We start from the raw sequence: 20,652 nt of genomic DNA, 5'->3' as shown, positions 1-20,652 counted from the left end.
CGAGTTGCGGCTGGCGAGAACCGCGAAGCGGCCAGCATCGGGCTGGCAAGAACCCAGATGGGGCGCCCGACAGGGCGCCCCCGAGAGTCTCCGAACGGGGCGGCCGCTCAGTCGTCCCAGTCGTGATGGCGGTGGAAGCCGCCATCACGACGCTCGATCACACGCACGCCCGGGCGATCCCAGTCGCGATGCCGGGAGCCGACGCCGCGGTAGCCGTCGCGATAGCCCTCCCGAACGATGACGCGGGAGTGACCGTAGCCGGGACCATAGCCGTAGCCGCCACCCCACTCATGCGCCTGGGCAGTGGAGGCGGCGCCCACGAGAGCGGCACCGGCGGCGAGGGTCAAAGCGATTGTCTTCAAGCTGTGTCTCCGCTTCAATAATGGCTCCAAGAACGTCATCGCCTCGAAAACCGTTCCCTCGAAGTACGACCCCTGGTTTGAGGCAATCGCTAAACTTGATCCGGCGCTACGTCTCCGGCCGTCTACCTGCGATCACGCGCAACGCGTCCGACGCGGAACGGTTTAGGTTGTTCGAACGTCTCTGGTGACCTGTCTTCGCGCATCGAGCGCGGGCTACGACGCCCTTCTTCCGGGAGGTCGTGGCACACCGGCCTGAGACCATGCTCGCCACCACGCACCTTGCGCTCATCAACGTCTTCACCGGTGACATCCAGGGCGGCCTCGGCCCCTTCCTGGGAACGTGGCTCGCCGAGACGGGCGGATGGTCACCGGCGCGGGTCGGGTTCGTCACGACGCTGGTGGGCGTCGGCGCGCTGTGCCTGAGCGGGCCGGCCGGCGCCCTCGTCGATCGGATCGGGCGCCCCCGCCTCCTCATCGCCGCCGCCTGCGCCGCCATCCTGGCCGGCACGCTGCTGATCTTGCCGGCCAAGTCCTTCCCGGCCGTGTTTGCCGCCCAGATGCTGGCGGCCGCCGGCGGCGTGCTGCTTCTGCCCGCCGTCACCGAGTTGACGCTCGGCATCGTCGGCAAGGACCGCTTCCCGAAGCAGCAGGGCCGCAATCAGGCCTACAACCACCTCGGCATTCTCATCGCGGCAGGCCTCATCAGCTTCGGCACCGTCCAGTTCGGACCCGCCGTGGCCTTCTGGGTGCTCGGAGCCATGGCCGTGCTGGCCATCGCGGCCAGCGTGACGACGCCCGGTCACTGCTACAACGGGCGCCGCGCGGTCGGCTGGAAGGAGGACGATCCGGACGACAAGCCGGAACGTGCGACCACCCGCAGCGTGCTCGCGAACCGCAAGCTGATGGTGCTGGCGGTGGCGCTCGCGCTGTTCAACCTCGGCAATGGCGGCATGCTGAGTCTGCTCGGGCAGAAGCTCGTGGCGGCCGGCACGGACGCCACGGCCTGGACGGCCCGGTACGTCATGGTCGCGCAGCTGGTCATGATCCCGGTGGCCCTCTTCGCCGGCTCGCTCGCCGACAAGCGCGGGCGCCGCAAGCTCCTGCTGGTCGCCCTCGCCGTGCTGCCGGTGCGCGCAGCCCTATCCGCCTTCATCGACGACCCGGTCTGGCTCATCTCGGCCGAGATCTTCGACGGCGTGGCCTCGGGGATCGTCGGGGTGGCCGTGCCCGTGGTGGTGGCGGATCTCACCTGGGGCTCGGGCCGCACCCAGACGGCGCTCGGCACCGTCAACGCCGTGCAGGGCATCGGCGGCGCGCTCTCGGCCTGGTACGGCGGCCTGGCGCAGTCCGTGCTCGGCTGGACCGGTTCGTTCCTGGCGCTCGGCGCGCCCGCGCTGATTGCCCTCGCCCTGGTCATCTGGCTCGACGCGACCTCCGAGCCGGGACGCCGCACGCGCAGACGCGAGCGCTCGGCCACACGCTTGCAGCCAGCCTGACCTAGGATGCCACGGGCCAACATCCTCGGGCGCTGGTGCCCCGGGGTCCAGCTGTTCGGCGAGACGCGTGCGCGCCAGCGTGCCGGTTCTGGAAAGCCACGCGAACACCGCGGATCGGGACAGCGGACTGCTGAGGAGGGTTTCGGAGGCAGTCTCTGTCGCGTGTCGAGCAAAGCTCGAACGGTGAAACAGCGCTGCAACCGGCTGCTTCTCGCCGGCAGCAGATCCTGGCCGACTGAACCTTTCGGGGCCTTCGCGTCCGTCTGATCCCGGACAGAGTCCCATTCGATCAAGACGTCCCGTCTTATCTTATGTCAACTGCACTGCTTGTACCGACTCAGGGTTGAAACAGGGGTGGCCATGTCCTCTTCTGTCACAGCAGGAGCGCCGGGACACGCAGCGCGGCCCATGGGACCTCGCAGCGCCGGTGCGAACGGGCAGCCGCTTCCCGTCGCGTTGAGCCGTCCGGGGGTCAAACAGGCGATCTACGCCGCCCTTGTCGAACTCGGTGCCGATCCGGGCGACCTCCTTGCCGAGCTCAAGCTTGACCCCGGTTTTTTCCACGGCGGCACGCGCGTCCCCTACGCGGACCTCAACCGGCTCATCGCGCTCGGGGCCGACCGGACGAACTGTCCGCATCTCGGGCTGCTCATCGGCCAGCGCGCGTCGCTGGGGTCTTTGCGACAGCTCGGCGTGCTGATGCGGCACTCGGAGACCGTTGGCGACGCCTTGCGCGCGCTCGTCTTGCACGTCTGCGTCCAGAACTGGGGGGCGGTGGTCGGGCTTGGCATCGACTGCGACGTCGCCATCCTCAGCTACGCTCCGTATGGTCCGGAAGCCGATTGGGCGGCCATTCATTCGGAGCGGCCGCTCGCCACGATGGCCAACGTCCTTCGGGCGCTGTGCGGGGCCGATTGGGCTCTGCAGGAGGTTCTGCTGCCGCGCGCCAAGCCGCGCGACGCCAGTCCCTATGACCGCTTCTTCCAAGCGCCCGTCCGGTTCGATCAGGAAGTCGCCGCTCTGGTGTTCTCGGCCAAGCTTCTGGATCAGCGTGTCGCCGGGGCAAAACCGGTTGTCTGCCGGATGGCAGAGCGCCGCATTCGCCGGCTTGAGGCCGAACAAGCGTCGAATTTGACGGATGAGCTTCGTCAATATCTTCGGATCCAGGTGACGCGGCAGCGCTGCAAGGCTGAGCGCGTGGCGCGCATGCGGCTCGTGGACCGCCGCACCTTGAGCCGTCGCCTGCGGGCTGAGGGAACGACCTTCAGGCAGCTCGCCAACGAGGCGAAGTTCCGGGTGGCCAAGCAGCTCCTCGCTGACACCACCATGAGCGTGACGCAGATCTCGGAGGTCCTCGGCTTTTCCGAACTTGCCGCCTTCACACATGCGTTCCGGCGCTGGTCGGGCACGACGCCGAGCGCGTGGCGGCGCGAGAACAAGCCGGCGGACACCGCTCAGCTCATGAACGCTCGGAACGCGACCGAAAGGCCCAACCCCTTATTCCGAGCCCGGTATCTCAGAGGTCCGATCTTCTTCTGTCATCTGCCCACCCCGATCGACCCTGCATAAGCGCGCGTATCAGGCGCAGCGGCGGCTGTTCGGCCCCGAAACACAGTGCGACGGCCAACAACGAAGACGTGCCGTTATGAACCCCAAGCTGCTGTTGCCCCTGATTGTTGCTCTCTCGGCATGCTGGTCAGCGACGTCGGCCCCGGGCCACATCGAGGCGCTGGGCAAGTTCTACTACCAGCCCGATTCCGGATACCACCAGAAACGGTGCGAGCGGGTGAGCGCCTTGCTGGCGTCTCGACTGTCGACTCATTACACGTGCAGCAAGCTGAATTCGTCTCGTAGTTTCGGGAAGAGCTGCCTGAGCGCGAAAGGCCCGGAATTCGTGCTGTTCGACACCATGGCGGCGTGCGAGCACAGGAAGAACGGCAAAGCCAACCTGAAATAGTGCGACTTCTACTCCGGAGGTCGAAATCGCGCGGAGGCGGGTCCCGCGTAGAGCTGACCGTCAGGACCGAACGCACCGGCGAAGGCCTGACTCCCGCTGGTTTCCGCGCAGACGAGATCCTGCTCGGAATCCTCCGTCACCGCGCATCCCGAATTTGCCGCCAGCGCGCCCGGAATGAGCCGAAAGTCGCCGCGTTCGGGCGCCGCGAAGCCTGGATCGCCGGCACGTCCGTGAGGCTCGATCCCGCGCGCGTGCTTGAGCGCGACAGGAAAGCCGTTGCTGCTGACATCGTAATCGAAGACGCTCGCGAGCGCGGGGAGATCGCGGCCGGACTCGTCGACGGGCAGCCACCGGAAGCAGTCGAAGAACGGCAGCGTTCCCGTTTCGCCGAGATAGCGGGCGAGACCGTCTCCGCCGACGACGCCGCGTCCGCAGGTGCTCACATCGAACCTGCCGGGCCTCGGCCGGCACAACTCCCTCTTGTAACCGGGCACGCCGTCCTCGCAGAACAGCAGGGCGTTGTTCCAGTGCCTGAGATTGGCGGCCGGGCCGATCCCCGTCACCGGCGAACGCAGGTACCAGCTGTTGTTGAACAGGTAGATCGCCCCGCGCTCCGCGTAGCGATAGGTCCCGGGCTGCCCGTCCAGAGGCGGAAGCGCGAGCTTGACGACCCGGCCCTGGAGGCTGGCCTCGCAGGTCTGATCGCGCGGATCCATCCAGGAGACGTCACCGGCCGGGCCGATGCTCTCGACCCCGACGGGCAGCCAGCGGGCGCGTGCGTAGTCGTAGCGCCGGTCGAGCTTCGGGTCGAACGCCCCGTTGGCGGCCGGTTTCTCGACAGGATGGCGCGTGCAGGGCGGCGGGAACGATGAATGATCCGGCAAGGCGATCGCCGGGACGTCGTCGAACCAGCCGCGATTGCCGTAGACGTAGATCGGACCGCCGCCCATGTCGTCGAACGAGAACCACGCGTGGGCATTGACGATCCGGTTGCGGTAGATCCGGACGTCCGTCGCCCAGGTCTCCAGTTCGACGGGGTTGTCGCGCACGTAGGCGAACAGGTTGTCGTAGATCCAGACGTCCCGATTGTAGGGACAGGTTTCCGGCGAGAGGTCCGAGGCCTTGCGGTCGTCGCAGGCGGAAGCCTTCAGCCGAACGCCGTTATAGGCCGAGAGGACCGTGTTGCGGCGGAAGATGATCGGTCCCCGCACGTCGGTTCCGCCGAGCAGCGCGCCGTTGAAATGATCGTAGGCGCCGTGGTGGCCCACGCCCCAGGGGATGCTCCGCCAGAGCAGGCCCGGGCAACCGAGCGGGCTGACGCGGCCGTCGACGCAGCGGAACGGCCCAGCGCGTGTCAGGGCCGCGGCGTCGTAGCCGCTCGCGTCCTGCACCCATGTCACGTCCTCGACCACGAGAGAGTCAACAGGACGCTCCCGGCTGCCGCGTGCCGCAAGGCCGTAGCTGCTCCCGATCACGAGGGAGCGGTGCAGCGTGACGCGGCGACTGCCGATCGCACGGACGGCCGCGAGCCAGCACCCGTCGAATGTCAGATCCTCGATCGTGACGCCGTCACTCCGGTCGATGTCGAGGCAGGCGGCCTCCGCAAGCCGCCCGGAACGGCCGATCGGTATGGCGAGCCGCGAGCGGCGGCTGCGCTCCGGCTCGCCGGTCGAAGCCGGCGTGGTCAGGGCACCGAGCAGGTCCGAGGCCTGGGGGGCCGCGAGGGCCGTCGCGAGGCCGCCGCAGGCCTGCTCGACATCGTCCTCGGGCATCGGGCAGCCGCGGACCTCATCGACCGTGCGTCCAACCAGCCGCGTGCGCCCGCCGAGACCCCTGATCAGGATCGGCGGCGCGTCCCGCACGCCCAAGCCGGACAGAACGATCCGCCTGGCGTAGAGCGCCGCGACGGTAGGATCCGGGCTGTCGGCGAGAAGCTGGACGACGTCTCCCGGGCGCAGTCCGCGCATCGCCTCGGTGGAGAAGGCTTGCGTCTGCGGGGCGATCATCCGGCCGTCCGCATCGTAGCCCGGTCCGGACCCTGCGGGCGTGACGTAGATCGTCCGCGCCACGGCGGCCTGCGTCCCCAGGCAGAGCAGCCCTGCCGCGAGCAGGCGCCGCGCGCGGTGGCCGTCCAGAAGCGCCCGAAGACGGGCCGGCGGATGTGTCATGGCGGCGTCCGCCTGACCGATGAAAGCCATCGTCGGCGCCTCGACGGTCCAAGTGTAGCCTAGAGGCGGCCCGGAGATGCGGTCGGCCGGCCCGGGTCCGGCGCGCGGACCCGGCACCCGGCGTCGGGGCGGTCACTCGGCCGGGACCTGCTCGACCTCCTGCGTGCCCGCCGCGGAGGCGCGCGTGGCGGCCTCGTAGGCGTCCCGATAGCCGCGCGCGACGGCGCGCACGCCGCGTCCGATATCGGCGTAGGCCTCGTCGGGCAGGTTGGCGAGGGAGACCCGCAGGGACCAGTCGGGCGCTTCGAACCCGCCGCCGTTGAGCAGCACGATGCCGTGGACCTCGGCCAGCCGGAAGGCGAGGTCGAGGGGATGGACGTTGCGCTTCAGGTAGGCAACGGCCTCCTCGCCGATGTTCTTGCGCGCCCAGAACTCGAAATCGATCAGCCCGTAATAGGCATCGTAATTCGGGTTGGGCGTGATTTGGAGGCCGAGCCCTTCGATCATCGACCAGGCGCGCCGGTTGACGATCTCCATGCAGGCATCCTGATAGGCCTTGTTCTCGTCCATCAATTCGGCGAGCGAGAACAGGCTCATCATCACCTGCTGCGGCAGGGAGAGGCCGGCGGTGTGGTTGAGCGCGATGTCGCGACTGTCGGCCACGATGCGGTCGATGAACTTGAGCTTGCGCGGCTCCAGGGTCAGCGGCCCATAGCGCCTGTCGAGATCGGCGGTCACGTCGGCCGGCAGCTTCGCGATGGCCGTGTCGAAGATATTGTCCTCGTGGATCGCGATGGCCCCGAGCCGCCAGCCCGTGCAGCCGAAATATTTCGAGAACGAGTAGACGCCGATGGTGTTGTGCGGCAGCTCCGCCATCAGCGATCGGAAGTCGTGCACGAACGTGCCGTAGACGTCGTCGGTCAGGATCATCAGATCGGGCCGCTTGTCCCTGACCAACCGGGTGATCTTTGCGATCGTCTCCGGGCTCAGCGCCATCCCGGTCGGGTTGCCGGGATTGACGACGAAGAAAGCCTTGACCTTGGGATCGAGCAGCTTGTCGATCTCGGCATCCGTGTACTGGAATTTGTTCTCCTGCGGCGCCTTGATGTGAACCACGTCGAGGGCATAGTCCTCGAGATGCGTCATCTCGAGATAAGGCGTGAAGATCGGCGTGCCGAGGGCGATCGTATCGCCCGGCATCAGGAGCCGGTTGGCCTTGAGGGATTTGAACAGGTAGCACATCGCCGCCGTGCCGCCCTCGACCGCGTAGATGTCGAAACGGCCGGCGGGCTTGCGCGACCCGCACATCGCCCACATCAGGTATTCGTGCACGATCCGCTCGTTGTGGACGAGCATCCGATCCGGAACGGGGTAATTGTCGCCGACGATCGAATCGACGAGTTCGTGCACGAAGGCGTCCGGCTCGAAGGCAAACGTCCGGGTCGCGTAGGGGACGAGGGCCGCCAGGAAGTCGGCGCCGGGCTGATCGGCACGCTGCTGCAGCCAGGCTGCGAGCCGCTCGGCGCTTCCGGACGCCTGCGGCATGCCGCCGAGCCCGGCCGGGTGGCTCATCACGCGCCGGCTCTCGCTCATCGCGAACTGGCCGAGGAGGAAGAAGGCGTCGCGCGGCGTCGTGGCGACCCAGTTCGGGTTGCCCCGCCCCGCATTGAGGAAGGCCGATTGTGTCCGGCGCGACGTCGCCTTGGCCAGCTTGATCAGTTCGTCCTTGATCTCGAACGGGCTGAGCGACTCGAAGTCCCGCAGATCGAACGATTCTGACATGACAATACTCCCCGTTGCGGGTTGCCTCAGGAAAAGACGAGCACCATCACCATCCCGTAGATGGTGAGCACAGTGTTGCCGATGGCGTAGGGCATGCCGTAGCCGAGAGCCGGGATCTTGCTCTTGGCGGCTTCCTGAACCATGCCGAGGGCCGCCGTGGTGGTCCGCACGCCCGCACAGGCGCCGAACAGGATCGCCGGGTGGAACTTGAAGATGTACCGGCCGATGTAGACCGACAGGACCATCGGGATGGCGGTCGCCAGGGCGCCCCAGAGAAGGAGACTCAAGCCCACGGCCTGAACGCCCGCCACGAAGCCCGGACCGGCGCTGATGCCGACGACGGCGATGAAGATGTTGAGGCCCAGCGTATTCAGCAGCCAGAGGGCCGGCCCCGGGATACGCCCGAAGACCGGGCGGATGGTCCGCAGCCAGCCGAGCACCAGACCGGCCAGCAGGGCGCCGCCGGAGGTCGACAGGCTGATCGGGATGCCGCCGAGCTTGTAGCTCAATGCACCGACGAGGCCGCCGAGGACGATGCCGGCGGCCAGGAAGGCGATATCGGTCGTCTCGACCGTCCGGTCCGGGTAGCCGAGCTGCTTGATCGCCGCTTCGACGTGCCGGCGGCCTCCGGCGAGCGTCAGGATGTCCCCGCGCAGGATCTCGGTCCGCGGCAGCACCGGGATCTCGACCATGTTGCGCATGATCTTGCGCAGATAGACGCCGCGTGCCCATTCATGGCCCGCAAGCGCCTCAAGGGTCATGCCGGCGACGGTGCGGTGCGTGACGAGAACATCGACGACCTCCGCCGGAACATTGAGGAGTTCCCGGTCCTGAACCTCCTCGAGCATGGGGTTGAGGCTGTCGACGAGGCGCTCGCGACGACCGGAGACCGCCACGATGTCGTCCGGCCGCAGCATGGTCTCGCCATCGGCCTCGATGATCTGATCGCCGCGCCGCACGCGTTCGACGAAAACGCGCATCCCCGGCCAGATCTCCCGCACCGGCCGGCCGACGATGCTGTCGTCGTCGGGCACCCGGTACGCCCGGAGCTCGATATGGCGAATGGCCGAGATGAGGCCGCCCTCGCTCACCTCGCCGCCCATCGTACGCTCGTAGTCTTTGCAGGCCTTCTCGAGGTCGACGCCGATCAGCTTCGGCCCGAGCTGCGCCAGGATGATCGCCGACCCGATCGTGCCGAAGATGTAGGTGACCGCGTAACCGATCGGAATCTGATCGAGATAGGTCTTGGCTTGGTCGGCCGGCATGTCGAGCCGCGCGATCTGGTCGGATGCCACGCCGATCGAGGCCGAGATGGTCTGCGAGCCGGCGTACAACCCCGCCGCGTAGCCGAGATCGAGGCCGGCGAGCTTCGCGCACAGGACCGGGGCGAGCAGGCAGAGGACGAGGACGACGAGGGAGAAGCCGATCTGCCGCGGCCCCTCCTTGGTCAGGCCGCTCACAAATTGCGGCCCGACCCCATAGCCGACCGCGAAGATGAACAGGATGAAGAACGTCGATTTGACGTTGGGTGAGATGGCGATCCCGAGCTGACCGATGGCGACGGCGGCGAGAAGGGTCGCCGTGACGTTCCCGAGGCTGAAGCCCCCGATCTTCCGGGGACCGATTGCAAACCCGATCGCCAGTGACAGGAATATTGCCAGCTCAGGATAGGTTTGAAAGGTCTTGACGAGCCAATCGGCCATGGGAGGCTTCCCGATCTGGCCGCCCGCCCTCGCTCCAGCGAGACCAGGCGCGCGGATGACAGCTGCCAATCTTGCCGCAACATCCAACACACTGCGTCGCGGCGAGAACGCGCGTGTGAAGCGGTGAATATTTGGATCTTCAACGAAACGGATACATTTTGCTTGATCGTATGGGACAAACCTCTACTCGAGAAATCCGATTTTCGTTGGCCGACATTCTGCTAGGTTGCGCGGCCGGGCGGCAGTTATGATCTCGGCGGCCGACGGGATGTGGCGCAGCGCTCGACCGGACGGGCCCCCGGAAACGGGGCGTCCATTCGCCGGTCGGATGATCACCGTGAGACCGTAACTGGGCCGATCCGACCCTTACGGACCTCTCATCCGTCGGGTTGCCCGTCATGGACATGGCACACAACCCACAGACGATACCGACATCCGAGTTCAGCGGTCGGGGCCGGGACGGCGGCAGGGTCGAGCGCGTCCGGTTTGGAGCCATCCCCGGGGTCCTGCTGACGGCCGCCACCCTCCTGTCGGCTGCGCCCGCCCATGCCCTGCCCGTGTCGCACGGCCGCGATCGTGTCGTCGTGACTTACGTGCCGCCGAGCGACCCCGCGCATGGCGAGATCTATCGGGCTCTGCGGCGGCAGCACGTGCTGGAGCGGCTCGGCGCGGTCGTGCGCCTCGTGCGGCTGCCCCGGCGCCTGACCCTCCGGATGAAAGGGTGCGCGGGAGAGGCGAACGCTTGGTACGATTCCGACAGCCGCGCCGTCACGATGTGCTACGAGCTGGTCGCGGGCATCATCGCGCGCGCGCCGCACGAGCCCTCGCCGGCCGGCGTCACCCAGGAGCAGGCGACCCGCGGGCCGATCGCCCAGATCCTCGTGCACGAGACCGGCCATGCCCTGTTCCACTTGTTGCGCGTCCCGATCTTCGGGCGCGAGGAGGACGCGGCCGATCAACTCGCCGCCCTGCTCCTGCTCCACCTCGCCCCTGCGCAAGCCCGGGATCTCGTCGGCGGCAGCGGGTACTTCTTCGCGATGCTCGGGCGGCAGGAAGCAACCGACACAAGCCGTTTCGCCGATGTCCACGGCCTGTCGTGGCAGAGATTCTACAGCCTCGTCTGCCTCGCCTACGGCTCCGATCCGCGTCGCTACGCCGACGTCGTCGCGAAGGGGTATCTACCGGCCGATCGGGCCACGACGTGCGGCGATGAGTACAAACAGGTCGCGTACGCGTTCAGGCGGCTGATCGGCCCGCACCTACGCGTGCGCCCGCATCGCGGCGAACGCCTCCGGCGCGCGTGGCAAGCGCGGGAGCCGTGATAGAGCGAAGGCCGATGCGGCCGGCGGCCGCCGCGCCCAGGTCGACGGACGCCCGGATCGCGGTCTTGAGGACGCATGGCGCTGATCCGGTCGGCGCCCGTCTCAGGGTCTGATCACCGGAAGCTGTCGGATATCGTCGCGCGTGGCGCTGACGGTCAGGTCGTTGTCGCGCTGATGCAGCCGTGGGACCGGGATACCGATCTCCCCGCCCCCGAGCCATCGCCGGCGGGCGACGACGGCAATCAGCGTATGGCCGTCCGGCGAGACCCGGACATCCTGCACGCGCCCGACGGCGAGCTTGTGATCGGCATGGAGCCATCGTCCCCGGAGTGTCGGGATCAGCGAGGCCGCAGCCATCTGCATGCGCGAATCCGTCTCGACCGCGACCAGCGACCGGGTCTCCTGCGCGCGCGCCGCGGTGGCGAGCACGGCGAGGGTGCAAGCCAAAATGCGAACGGGGTGTCGCATCCGTTGTCCCTCCCTAACCCGAGCGCGGTTTTTCCAGTCTCAGACCCGTCGGCGAACGGCCGGGTCCGCGCCGGCAATCGTCTGCTGGAGGCGCGTTGCCGGAACGACCAAGGCGATCCTGTCCCGATCGAGCCGGACGGGCGCGTCGGAGCGCTCGGCCACGGCCGCCTCGGTCAGGCAGAAGCTGGTGCGCAACGCGACGGACAGGGGCATCGTCGCATCCTCCCACGCCAGCTAATCCGACCCCTCGTTTCCTGCTTGATCGAACAGGACACCGGAACAGCACCGACCTTGGCAAGCGCCACCTCGATCGTCGTCGATGCGGAGCGCGCGGTGAAACGCGGACGGCGGCCGACGCTCAGTACAGCTCCGGCACGAAGCGCTGGTCGCGCAGCGTGTCGTCGTAGGCGTTCTTCTTGCAGCGCTTCGGCAGGGTCACCGGCTCGGGCTTGAGCTTCCTGTAGGGGATCAGATGCAGCAGGTGCGCGATGCAGTTCAGCCGCGCCCTGCGCTTGTCGTTGGAGCGCACCACATACCACGGGAGATCATCGGAATCGGTTGCCGCGAGCATCGCGTCGCGAGCGCGGGAATAATCATACCAGCGCCGATACGATTCCAGGTCCATCGGGCTCAGCTTCCACTGCCGCAGCGGATCGCTGATGCGCGCCTCGAAGCGGAGCTTCTGCTCTTGGCGGCCGACCTCCAGCCAGAACTTGACGAGGTGAATTCCGCTCCCGGTGATGAACTGCTCGATCTGCGGACAGAGGGTCAGGAAGCGGCGCTGCTCGGCCTCACTCGTGAACCCCATGACGGTCTCGACGCCCGCGCGATTGTACCAGCTGCGGTCGAAGATCACGATCTCGCCCGCAGCCGGGAAGTGCGCGATGTAGCGTTGCAGGAAGAGCTGGCTCTTCTCGCGGTCGGACGGCGCCGGCAGAGCGACGACGCGGAACACGCGCGGGCTGACCCGCTCGGTGATCGCCTTGATGGTGCCGCCCTTGCCGGCCGCATCGCGGCCCTCGAACACCACGATGATCCGCGCGCCGGTGGCCTTCACCCAGGCCTGCAGGTGACAGAGCTGCACCTGGAGCTTGCGCAACTCGCGCTCGTAGGCCTTGCGCTTGAGCCGGCTGTGCTCGACGAGCGGCTCGGCGTCGGCGGGCCTGTCGGCGAGCAGCACCTGATCGGTCTCGTCCATCGGGGCAACCCTCCGCTACTCGGCCGGCAGATGCTCCGGCGTACCGGCGGGCACCTTGGGCGGCACTGCCGGATGATCCCTGCCCTTCCCGCGACCCAGGAGCCGCCACGCCCGCTCGCGCAGGCCCTGGAACACGACGTAGAGCGGCGGGATCACGAAGATGCCGAGGAACGATGCGGCGATCATGCCGCCGAACACCGGCGTCCCGACATCGCGCCTGGCGAGCTGCGAGGCGCCGGTGGCGATCACGAGCGGGAGGAGCCCGAGGATGAAGGCGAAGGACGTCATCATCACTGGGCGGAAGCGGAGGCGCGCGCCCTCCGTCGCGGCCTCGCGCAGTGGCACGCCCTTCTCGCGCTGCTCCTTGGCGAACTCGACGATGAGGATGCCGTTCTTGGCGGCCAGGCCGATCAGCACCACCATGCCGATCTGCGCGTAGAGGTCGAGGGTGAGGTTGCCCCAGACCATCGCCAAATAGGCGCCGACGATGCCGACCGTCACGGAGAGCAGCACGGGCACCGGGATGGTCCAGCTCTCGTACAGGCCGACCAGGAACAGGAAGGCGAACAGCACCGCGAAGGCCAGAATGATCGCGGTCTTGCCCTCCGCCCGCTTCTCTTGGAAAGCGGTGTCGGTCCATTCCCCGCCGAAGCCCGCGGGCAGTGTGCGCGCTGCGACGGCCTCCATGGCCGCGAGCGCCTGGCCCGAGGAGACGCCCGGCGCGGGGCCGCCCTGCACCGTTACGGCACGGAGGTTGTTGTACCGGATCAGCGCGGGCGGCCCGACAACGATGCGGGCCTCCGCAAGGCTGCGCAACGGCACCATCCCGCCGTCCTTGTTGCGCACGTTGATGCGGTAGATGTCGTCGATCTTCTGGCGGTCCGTCGCCTCGGCCTGGACCTGGACCTGCCACGCGCGGCCGAACAGGTTGATGTCATTGATGTAGTAGCCGCCGAGCGAGGCCTGCAGCGCCTGGAACACGGCGTCGAGCGACACCCCGAGGATCTGGACCTTGTTGCGGTCGATATCGAGGTAGACCGAGGGATTCGTCGCCGAGAAGGTGCTGAAGACCCGATTGAGCTTCGGCTCTTGGTTCGCCGCGACGAGGAGCCCGCGCAAGACTTGCGCGAGCTCCTTCGGGTCGCCGCCGCGCAGGTCCTCCAGAACGTAGGCGAAGCCGCCGCCGGTGCCGAGACCGATGATCGGCGGCGGCGCGATCGGCACGACCGTGCCGCCGGGGATCTCGCGGAAGCGCTGGCCGAGCCGCGCGATCAGCGCCGCGGCGCCGTCGCCCGCGCCCTTCCGCTCCTCGAAGGGCTTGAGCGTCACCACTTGGAAGGCGGCGTTGCCCTGCGAATAATTGTCGATGAAGTTGAGGCCGACGACCGTGGTCGTGTCCGCGACCGCATGCTCCTCGCGCAGGATCGCCTCGGCTTGCGCCGCGACCGCCGAGGTCCGGTCGACGGACGCACCCTCGGGCAGTTGCACGACCACGAAGAACGCGCCCTGATCGTCCTCCGGCAGGAAGCCCGTGGGCGTGATCTTGGCCAGCTCGACCGTGCCCCAGGCCGCCGCGAGCGACAGCACGACGCCGATGATCGACAGGCGGACGATGCGGGCGACCGCCACGCCGTAGCCGTCGCGCACCCCGTCGATCGCGCGCATGATGAAGCCCATGATCCCGCGGCGCGGGCCGTGGTGCGGCCGCAGCAGCACCCCGCAGAGCGCGGGCGAGAGCGTCAGCGCGTTGATCGCCGAGAGGAACATCGAGACCGCGACCGCCACGGCGAACTGGCGGAACAGCTCCCCCGAGATGCCGGGCACGAAGGCGACCGGCACGAAGACCGAGAGCAGGACCAGGGTGATCGCGATGATCGGGGCCGTGATCTCGGCCATCGCCCGCTTGGTGGCCTCGCGCGGGGACAGCTCGGGATGCTCCTCCATCACCCGCTCGACGTTCTCGACGACCACGATGGCGTCGTCGACCACGATGCCGATGGCGAGCACCATGGCGAGCAGCGAGACGGAGTTCGCCGAGTACCCCACCGCCTTCAGGGCGATGAAGGTGCCGATCAGGCTGACCGGCACGGCCAGCGTCGGGATGAGCGTCGCGCGGAGGCTGCCGAGGAACAGGAACACCACCACCACGACCAGCACGAACGCCTCGATCAGGGTCTTCTGCACCTCGTGGACGGTCTCGGTGATGAAGGCCGTCGGGTCGTAGGTGACCTTCCACTCCAGCCCCTCCGGGAAGGAGGGGGCGAGCGCCGCGACGCGGGCCTTGACCTCCTTGAGCGTCGCGATCGCGTTGGCGCCCGGCGATTGGTAGATCGCCACGACGGTCGCCGGGCTGCCGTTGAGCCGGGTCTCACGGTCGAGGCTCGCCGCACCCAGTTCGATCCGGGCGACGTCGCCGAGGCGAAGCAGGGAGCCGTCCGGGTTCGTGCGCAGGACGATGTTCTGGAACTGCTCGGGCGAGGTGAGCCGTCCCTGGGTCTGGATGCTGAGCTGAAGCTGCTGCGCGTTGGAGATCGGCCGGGCACCGATCCGCCCCACGGGCGCCTGGACGTTCTGCGCCTTGATCGCGTCGATCACGTCGCTCGTGGTGAGGTTGAGCCCGGTCAGCTGGTCGGTCCGGACCCAGGCCCGCATCGCGTAATCCTGCGGCCCCCACAGGGTCGCGTCACCGACGCCGGGCGTGCTCTTGATGCGGTCGAGCAGGTTGATGGTGACGTAGTTCGAGATGAAGAGCGGGTCCTGAGCGCCCTTGGGCGAGTAGACCGCGAGCACGCCGAGCAGGGCGGACGACTTCTTCTTGACCGTGATCCCCTGCTTGCGAACGTCCTCGGGCAGCTTGGCCAGGGCGATCTGGACCCGGTTGTTGACGTTGACGGCGTTGATGTCGGGATCGGTTCCGAGTTCGAACGACCCGGTGAGCGTGTAGCTGCCGTCGTTGCCGCTGACGCTCTTCATGTAGATCATCTTGTCGACGCCCACGACCTGCGACTCGATGGGCTGGGCGACCGTGGATTCCACCACCGCGGCGGCGGCGCCGGGATACGTTGTCGTCACCGAGACCTGCGGCGGCACGATGTCGGGGTATTGCGCGACCGGAATGGTGAGCAGCGCCAGGGCACCGGCGATCGACGTGACGATGGCGATGACGATTGCCAGGCGCGGGCGGTCGACGAAGATCGCGGACAGCATGGCCTCAGATCCCGCTTGCCGACTGGGCGATCGGGTTCGCCCGAACGGCGATCCCGGGCCGCACCCGCTGGAGGCCGTCGACGATGACCAGTTCGCCACCCGACAGGCCCTCGTCGACGATGGCATCCGGTCCGGTGCCGCCGGAGCCCAGCTTGACCCGCCGGATCACGGCCCGCCCGTCCTCGACGACGAAGACGTAGACGCCGCCCTGGTCGGCGATGAGGGCAGCCTGGGGCACCATCACCTTCTCCACAGGCGCACCGGTCTGCAGCGCGACCTTGACGAGCTGGCCGTCCCGCAGGGTGCCGGCGGGGTTCGGCATGCTGGCGCGCACCAGCACCGTGTCGGTGGTGCGGTCGACGCTGATGTTCACGAAGTTGACCCGGCCGAGCTGGTCGTAGGTCGTGCCGTCGGAGAACTGGATCCGCACGGCGATCTTGCTGCGGTCCAGGTGGGCACCGCTCTGCTGCACCCGGAGGAACTCGCGCTGGCTGACCGGGAAGGCGACGTACATGGGATCCTGGCTCACGATGGAGGTGAGCACCCCGCTGTCCGGCCCGACCACGTTGCCCTTCGTGACGCTGGTGCGTCCGATCCGGCCGGCGATCGGGGAGAGGATCTTGGTGTAGCCGAGGTTGATCTGCGCCGTTCTCAGGCTCGCCTCGTCGCCCATCACGGCGCCTTGCGATTGTTCGAGGGCGGCGCGCGCTTGGTCGCGCGCGACCACGGTGCCGGAATTGCGGTCGAGGAGATCCTGCGCGCGCTGGAGCTGGATCGCCGCGAGCGTCTCGGCCGCGCGGGTGCGCTCCAGCGCCCCCTCCGCCTGACGGACGGCGGCCTCGAAGAGGTCGGGCTCGATCCGGTAGAGCGGCGCGCCCTCCGCGACCAGCTCGCCCTCCTTGAACAGGACCGCGTCGAGGTACCCCGTGACCCGCGCCCGCACCTCGACGCGGCTCACGGCCTCCACCCGGCCGACGAAATCGAGCGCCGTGTCGATGGCCTTCTTCTGCGCGGCGACGGTGCCGACGGGCAGCGCCGCGGCGGGCGCGGTCTCCGCGGCGGCGGAATGCGATCCTGCGGTCAGAAGAGCGAGGATGAAGAGACAACGAGACCAGCGGAACATGACCGTCCCTCGCCCGGAGAATCCCCGCGCATCCTTGCAGATTGCGTCTGTCCGGCTTGATCGGACGGGACAGCCGGACCTCCCGCCCGGACCGATCAGGCCCTCGGTGGCACCTCGGAACCCGAGAGCATCAGCGCCCTCAGCGTGTCGCGGCCGAGCACGCGCCCGAGTTCGCGCCACGTGAAGTAGGGGACGAGCGCGATGGCCATAATCACCGTCATGACCGCGAGGCCGCGCACGCCGCCGCCGCCGATCGCCGGCAGGGCGTCGGCGAGGCTATGCCCCTTCCACAGATTGATCGCCGATTCCTCTGCCGCGTAGGCGCAGACCAGCAGCAGGGCAAACCCGGCGGATCGCAGCGCGATGGGCAGGATCAACGGCCGGCCCGCGAAGTGCGGGCGGGCGTCGAGCCCTTCCGCCACCAGCATCACCTTGGCGAGGATCCAGGCATTGATGAAGGCGAGGCCGTAGAACTGGGCGCTCAGGCCGTGCCGCGACAGCACCACCGATTCGTGCAGCACCAGCACGCCGAATACGACCCACAGATAGATGAAGATCGCGGCGATGCGTTTCGCCTCTTGGGACACGCGCCGTCCGATACGCCGCCAGCGATCCGTCGCCCCGGTGTTGCGGACGATTGCCGGATCAGCGGGCGTGCTCATCCGCTCCCCTCCTGTCCGACCGTCCTGGATCGTCCGATCGCGAACGCCGTGCGCGACGACGATGATCATCGACAGCCGCCTGTCCCGTACGCACGCGTCGCAGGGTAGCAGTTCGGCTCTGCCGAGCGACCGTACGCGATGACCTTTCCGATCATAGGCCAAAACAATCAGCCCAGGAATGCGCTTCTGCTACATCTATGAAATTTAATCTGAAGCAATCCAGGCCATATCATCTACCGGCAATCGTATCGGGCAGGAATCGTCCTTCAGTCCTGCTTCCAATACGGCCGGGCGGCCTCGGTCCGGAACCATCGCGTGTGTCCCTTTCGATCAAGCTTTCCGATCCGGCCTAGATTAGAAATCGAGCCAATCTACTCGCATGGTGGAATGTTCATATCTCCGCTTTGGCACGCGACGAGGCTGGGCCGGCCGTTCCATCAACAAGGAGGAGCCGATCTCATGAAGTGCTTCATCATTGCTGTCTCCGCCGTCACCGCCCTGATTGTCACCAGCGCCGCTGCGGAGGCACGCGGCTTTGGGGGTGGCGGCTTCCGGGGTGGCGGCTTCCGGGGTGGCGGCTTCCGCGGCGGCGGCTTTCACGCGGGCGGCTTCCGAGCCGGTGGCTTCCGAGCCGGCGGTTTTCATGGCGGAGGGATCGGAGGCTATCGCGGCGGATACCGCGGTGGTTATGCCTACCGCGGCGGCGTCGGCCGCTATGGCGGTGCCTATGCCTATCGCGGCGGCTATGGCCGTTACGTTCGCCCCGGCTACGGTGCCTACGGCTATCGCTATCGCCCGTATGGCTACGGGCTGGCGGCCGCCGGCGTCGGTGCCGCCGCGGCGGCGGCTGGCTACTACGGAGCGACGTCCGGCGGATGCGGTCCGTACCAATACTGGGACGCCTATGCCGGCGTCTGCCGCCCGAACTGAGGTCAACCACAGGGACGGCATTACCGCGCCAGGAACGCCGACCTCCGGCGTTCCGCATCACCCCGTCACGTGATCCGATGAGGTGTCCGTCATGCGAACCAGGATTGCTGCTTTCTGTCTCGCCGCTGCCGGATTGTCGTCCGCACAGGCGCAGGCGCAGGACTTCTCGAGCACGCCGCCGCTCCTCGTGCACGGCAATTACTGCGGCCTTGGCAACCGCGCACCGCTTCCCCCCGTCGACGCGCTGGATCGCGCCTGCGCGCGCCACGATGCGTGTACGCCCGCGGGCGGCCTGCCGCCTCGGCTCTGCAATCTCCGCTTGTCGCGGGAGGCAGACCTGATCGCTCGGGATCCCCGTCAGCCCGACGACGTTCGGGCGGCGGCCGGGTTCATCGCCTTCAGCGCCGCGACGATGCCGTTCGACCCAGCGCCGCGGGCCGTGATGGTCGTGGCGCCCGGTGCCGCCGGCCCTTACGTCCGCCAACGTGCGCGCGTCGGGTACGACTACTAGCCTCCGGAGGCGTCATCCAAGAGCGGTCACGCAGGAGCGGGCGGCCGGCGCCGGCCGCGCTGCCGCTCAGGGTTCCGTCGACGGTGCCGTGGCCGACCGGAGCGCACCGTAGCGTGCAATGGCCGTACGGGCGTTGAACAACAGGCGGTCCGGGCCGAGTTCCCGGTCCAGGCCCGTGCGCCGCACCATCCGGAGCACGTCCGGGTTGCAGCCCACGAGCCAGACGCTGACGGCAGCGGACCGTATGCCCTCCCGCAGCATCTGAAGCGCAGAATACTCGATGTCGGGCACGCGGCTGAGGTCGAGGGCGACGACGCGCGGCTTGTGCTCCTCCGTCAGCGCCCGCATCCGCTCCCCTACGGTCTGGGCGTTCGCGAAATACAGACGGCCCTCCGGACGGAGGATCAGAAGCCCGTCGACGGTCTCATCCTCGGGATGGTCGAGGGACTGTGGACGCAGGACGTCGGCCCCGGGCTTACGGACGATGATCGAGATACGGGGCTGAGCCGTCTGGAGGGCGAGGCCCAGGAACGAGAGGACGATGGCCACGACGATGCCCTGGAGCGTCCCGAAGGCGAGGACGCCGATTGCCGCCGCGACGGCCCAGCGAAACTCCATGCATCGGACCGTATAGATGGCGCGGAACTCCGCCGGCTGGATCAGGCTGGCCGAGTACACGACGACGATCGCCGCGAGGGTCGCCTGCGGCAGGAGGCCGAGGATCCCGGCGAGGAACAGCATCGTGGCGAGCGCGGCGACGGCGGTCGCGAGCGAGGTCGCCTGCGTCCGGCCGCCGGCCGCGCGAACGACGCTCGTCTGCGAGGTTCCACCACCCGCCGGCATGGCGCCGAGCAGGGCTCCGCCCAGGTTTGCCGATCCGGTCGCGACCAGTTCGCGGTTGGCATCGACGGGCGGATCGCCGGGGCCGACGAAGGCCCGTGCCGCCGCGATGCTCTCCGTGAAGCTCATCAGGGCGATCCCGACCGCGCCCGGCAGGAGCGCGAGGACGAGTCCGGGATCGGGCACGGTCAGGGACGGCAGGCCCTGCGGGATCGGCCCGACTGTGGAGACGCCCCGCGCGCCGAGGTCCAGCATCCACGAGGCGGCGATCGCGGCGGCGGCCACGATCAGGGGCGCCGGCGAGTGCGGCTTCAACCGTTCCATGCCGATGAGGATGGCCAGCGTCGTGCCACCGACGGCCAAGGTTGGCAGAGAGATCTCGGGGAGGTGGCGGACGACGCTCGCCAGATCGGCGAAGAACGACTGCTTCGCGATATGCAGCCCGAGGAGCTTGGGGGCTTGGTCCAGCAGGATCACGAGACCGATACCGGTCTTGAAACCCGTGAGCACCGGCACGGAGATGAAGCTTGCGATGAAGCCCAGCTTCAGGACCCGCGCCGCCAGAAGCAGCGCGCCCACAAGGGCCGTCAATGTCGCCGCGGCGACCGCAAGTCTCGCCGGATCGCCGTCCGGAACCACAGTGCCGAGCTCGGCCCCGGTCAGGATAGCCAGCGTCGTCGTCGAGCTCACGCTGAGGACGCGCGACGAGCCCAGCCATCCGTAGACGAGCGGCGGCACGAACGCGGTGTAGAGCCCGACCGACACCGGCAGTCCGGCCACCGTAGCATAGGCCATCGCCTTCGGCAGGACGACGGTCGCGGCCGTGAGCCCCGCCACGACGTCGTGGCCGAGATCCGGTGACACACGGTTCCCGTCAGTTCGACGCGCCTTGCCGGGATCTCTCATCGGAACCCCCGTCTTCA

The 20,652-nt window shown here is 68.1% G+C and carries 17 protein-coding genes; 6 read left to right on the top strand and 11 right to left on the bottom strand.

Annotated elements, in window-relative coordinates; all coding sequences use genetic code 11:
- Nucleotides 1-107 precede the first annotated feature (107 nt).
- Entirely contained in the window at nucleotides 108-362 is a 255-nt protein-coding gene (locus tag ABIE45_RS06905) for a hypothetical protein (RefSeq protein WP_192706025.1), read from the bottom strand.
- Nucleotides 363-622: 260 nt separating this feature from the next.
- Between ABIE45_RS06905 and ABIE45_RS06900 the strand changes: the two genes are divergently transcribed.
- The 3 genes from ABIE45_RS06900 to ABIE45_RS06890 all read left to right on the top strand — a co-directional run bounded on the left by ABIE45_RS06900 (nucleotide 623) and on the right by ABIE45_RS06890 (nucleotide 3,815).
- On the top strand, nucleotides 623-1,858 hold the full coding sequence (locus ABIE45_RS06900; RefSeq protein ID WP_192707297.1) for an MFS transporter: 1,236 nt from the start codon (nucleotides 623-625) through the stop codon (nucleotides 1,856-1,858).
- 408 nt (nucleotides 1,859-2,266) lie between these two features.
- Nucleotides 2,267-3,427: an AraC family transcriptional regulator gene (locus ABIE45_RS06895; protein ID WP_373622218.1), complete on the top strand. Its 1,161-nt coding sequence runs from the start codon at nucleotides 2,267-2,269 to the stop codon at nucleotides 3,425-3,427.
- Between the two features lie 76 nt (nucleotides 3,428-3,503).
- Nucleotides 3,504-3,815, top strand: coding sequence for a hypothetical protein (locus ABIE45_RS06890; protein ID WP_192706023.1), 312 nt, complete (start codon nucleotides 3,504-3,506; stop codon nucleotides 3,813-3,815).
- Nucleotides 3,816-3,823: 8 nt separating this feature from the next.
- Here ABIE45_RS06890 and ABIE45_RS06885 read toward each other — a convergent pair whose 3' ends face one another.
- The 3 genes from ABIE45_RS06885 to aspT form a co-directional block, all read right to left on the bottom strand.
- On the bottom strand, nucleotides 3,824-5,983 hold the full coding sequence (locus ABIE45_RS06885) for a hypothetical protein (RefSeq protein WP_192706022.1): 2,160 nt from the start codon (nucleotides 5,981-5,983) through the stop codon (nucleotides 3,824-3,826).
- 132 nt (nucleotides 5,984-6,115) lie between these two features.
- Nucleotides 6,116-7,765, bottom strand: a complete 1,650-nt coding sequence (locus ABIE45_RS06880) for a bifunctional aspartate transaminase/aspartate 4-decarboxylase (protein WP_192706021.1) — start codon at nucleotides 7,763-7,765, stop codon at nucleotides 6,116-6,118.
- Nucleotides 7,766-7,791: 26 nt separating this feature from the next.
- Nucleotides 7,792-9,468, bottom strand: a complete 1,677-nt coding sequence (aspT, locus tag ABIE45_RS06875) for an aspartate-alanine antiporter (RefSeq protein WP_192706020.1) — start codon at nucleotides 9,466-9,468, stop codon at nucleotides 7,792-7,794.
- A 398-nt stretch (nucleotides 9,469-9,866) separates the two neighbouring features.
- Between aspT and ABIE45_RS06870 the strand changes: the two genes are divergently transcribed.
- A complete protein-coding gene (locus tag ABIE45_RS06870; protein ID WP_192706019.1) occupies nucleotides 9,867-10,790 on the top strand; it encodes a DUF4344 domain-containing metallopeptidase in 924 nt (307 codons plus the stop codon).
- A 102-nt stretch (nucleotides 10,791-10,892) separates the two neighbouring features.
- Here ABIE45_RS06870 and ABIE45_RS06865 read toward each other — a convergent pair whose 3' ends face one another.
- The 6 genes from ABIE45_RS06865 to ABIE45_RS06840 all read right to left on the bottom strand — a co-directional run bounded on the left by ABIE45_RS06865 (nucleotide 10,893) and on the right by ABIE45_RS06840 (nucleotide 17,448).
- Entirely contained in the window at nucleotides 10,893-11,258 is a 366-nt protein-coding gene (locus ABIE45_RS06865; RefSeq protein ID WP_192706018.1) for a PRC-barrel domain containing protein, read from the bottom strand.
- 39 nt (nucleotides 11,259-11,297) lie between these two features.
- On the bottom strand, nucleotides 11,298-11,471 hold the full coding sequence (locus ABIE45_RS06860; protein ID WP_192706017.1) for a hypothetical protein: 174 nt from the start codon (nucleotides 11,469-11,471) through the stop codon (nucleotides 11,298-11,300).
- 145 nt (nucleotides 11,472-11,616) lie between these two features.
- Nucleotides 11,617-12,456: a polyphosphate kinase 2 gene (gene ppk2, locus ABIE45_RS06855; RefSeq protein WP_192706016.1), complete on the bottom strand. Its 840-nt coding sequence runs from the start codon at nucleotides 12,454-12,456 to the stop codon at nucleotides 11,617-11,619.
- Between the two features lie 15 nt (nucleotides 12,457-12,471).
- Entirely contained in the window at nucleotides 12,472-15,663 is a 3,192-nt protein-coding gene (locus tag ABIE45_RS06850; RefSeq protein WP_192706015.1) for a multidrug efflux RND transporter permease subunit, read from the bottom strand.
- A gap of 4 nt (nucleotides 15,664-15,667) precedes the next feature.
- Nucleotides 15,668-16,786: an efflux RND transporter periplasmic adaptor subunit gene (locus tag ABIE45_RS06845; protein WP_192706014.1), complete on the bottom strand. Its 1,119-nt coding sequence runs from the start codon at nucleotides 16,784-16,786 to the stop codon at nucleotides 15,668-15,670.
- Nucleotides 16,787-16,881: 95 nt separating this feature from the next.
- Complete coding sequence (locus ABIE45_RS06840) at nucleotides 16,882-17,448, bottom strand: hypothetical protein (protein ID WP_192706013.1); 567 nt, start codon at nucleotides 17,446-17,448, stop codon at nucleotides 16,882-16,884.
- A gap of 459 nt (nucleotides 17,449-17,907) precedes the next feature.
- Here ABIE45_RS06840 and ABIE45_RS06835 point away from each other — a divergent pair, with 459 nt between their 5' ends.
- Both ABIE45_RS06835 and ABIE45_RS06830 read left to right on the top strand, forming a co-directional pair.
- Nucleotides 17,908-18,378 (top strand): hypothetical protein, encoded by a 471-nt coding sequence (locus tag ABIE45_RS06835; protein ID WP_192706012.1) that lies wholly within the window; start codon nucleotides 17,908-17,910, stop codon nucleotides 18,376-18,378.
- 91 nt (nucleotides 18,379-18,469) lie between these two features.
- Nucleotides 18,470-18,889 (top strand): hypothetical protein, encoded by a 420-nt coding sequence (locus ABIE45_RS06830; RefSeq protein WP_373622217.1) that lies wholly within the window; start codon nucleotides 18,470-18,472, stop codon nucleotides 18,887-18,889.
- A gap of 66 nt (nucleotides 18,890-18,955) precedes the next feature.
- Here the strand turns inward: ABIE45_RS06830 and ABIE45_RS06825 are convergent, their stop codons facing one another.
- The gene (locus tag ABIE45_RS06825; protein WP_192706011.1) at nucleotides 18,956-20,635 is read right to left on the bottom strand and encodes a SulP family inorganic anion transporter; all 1,680 of its coding nucleotides are present in this window, start codon (nucleotides 20,633-20,635) and stop codon (nucleotides 18,956-18,958) included.
- Nucleotides 20,636-20,652 lie beyond the last annotated feature (17 nt).

It is taken from the genome of Methylobacterium sp. OAE515 (genome assembly GCF_041806315.1).
Lineage (GTDB): Bacteria > Pseudomonadota > Alphaproteobacteria > Rhizobiales > Beijerinckiaceae > Methylobacterium > Methylobacterium tardum.
This window is presented reverse-complemented; position numbering and strand designations above follow the sequence as displayed.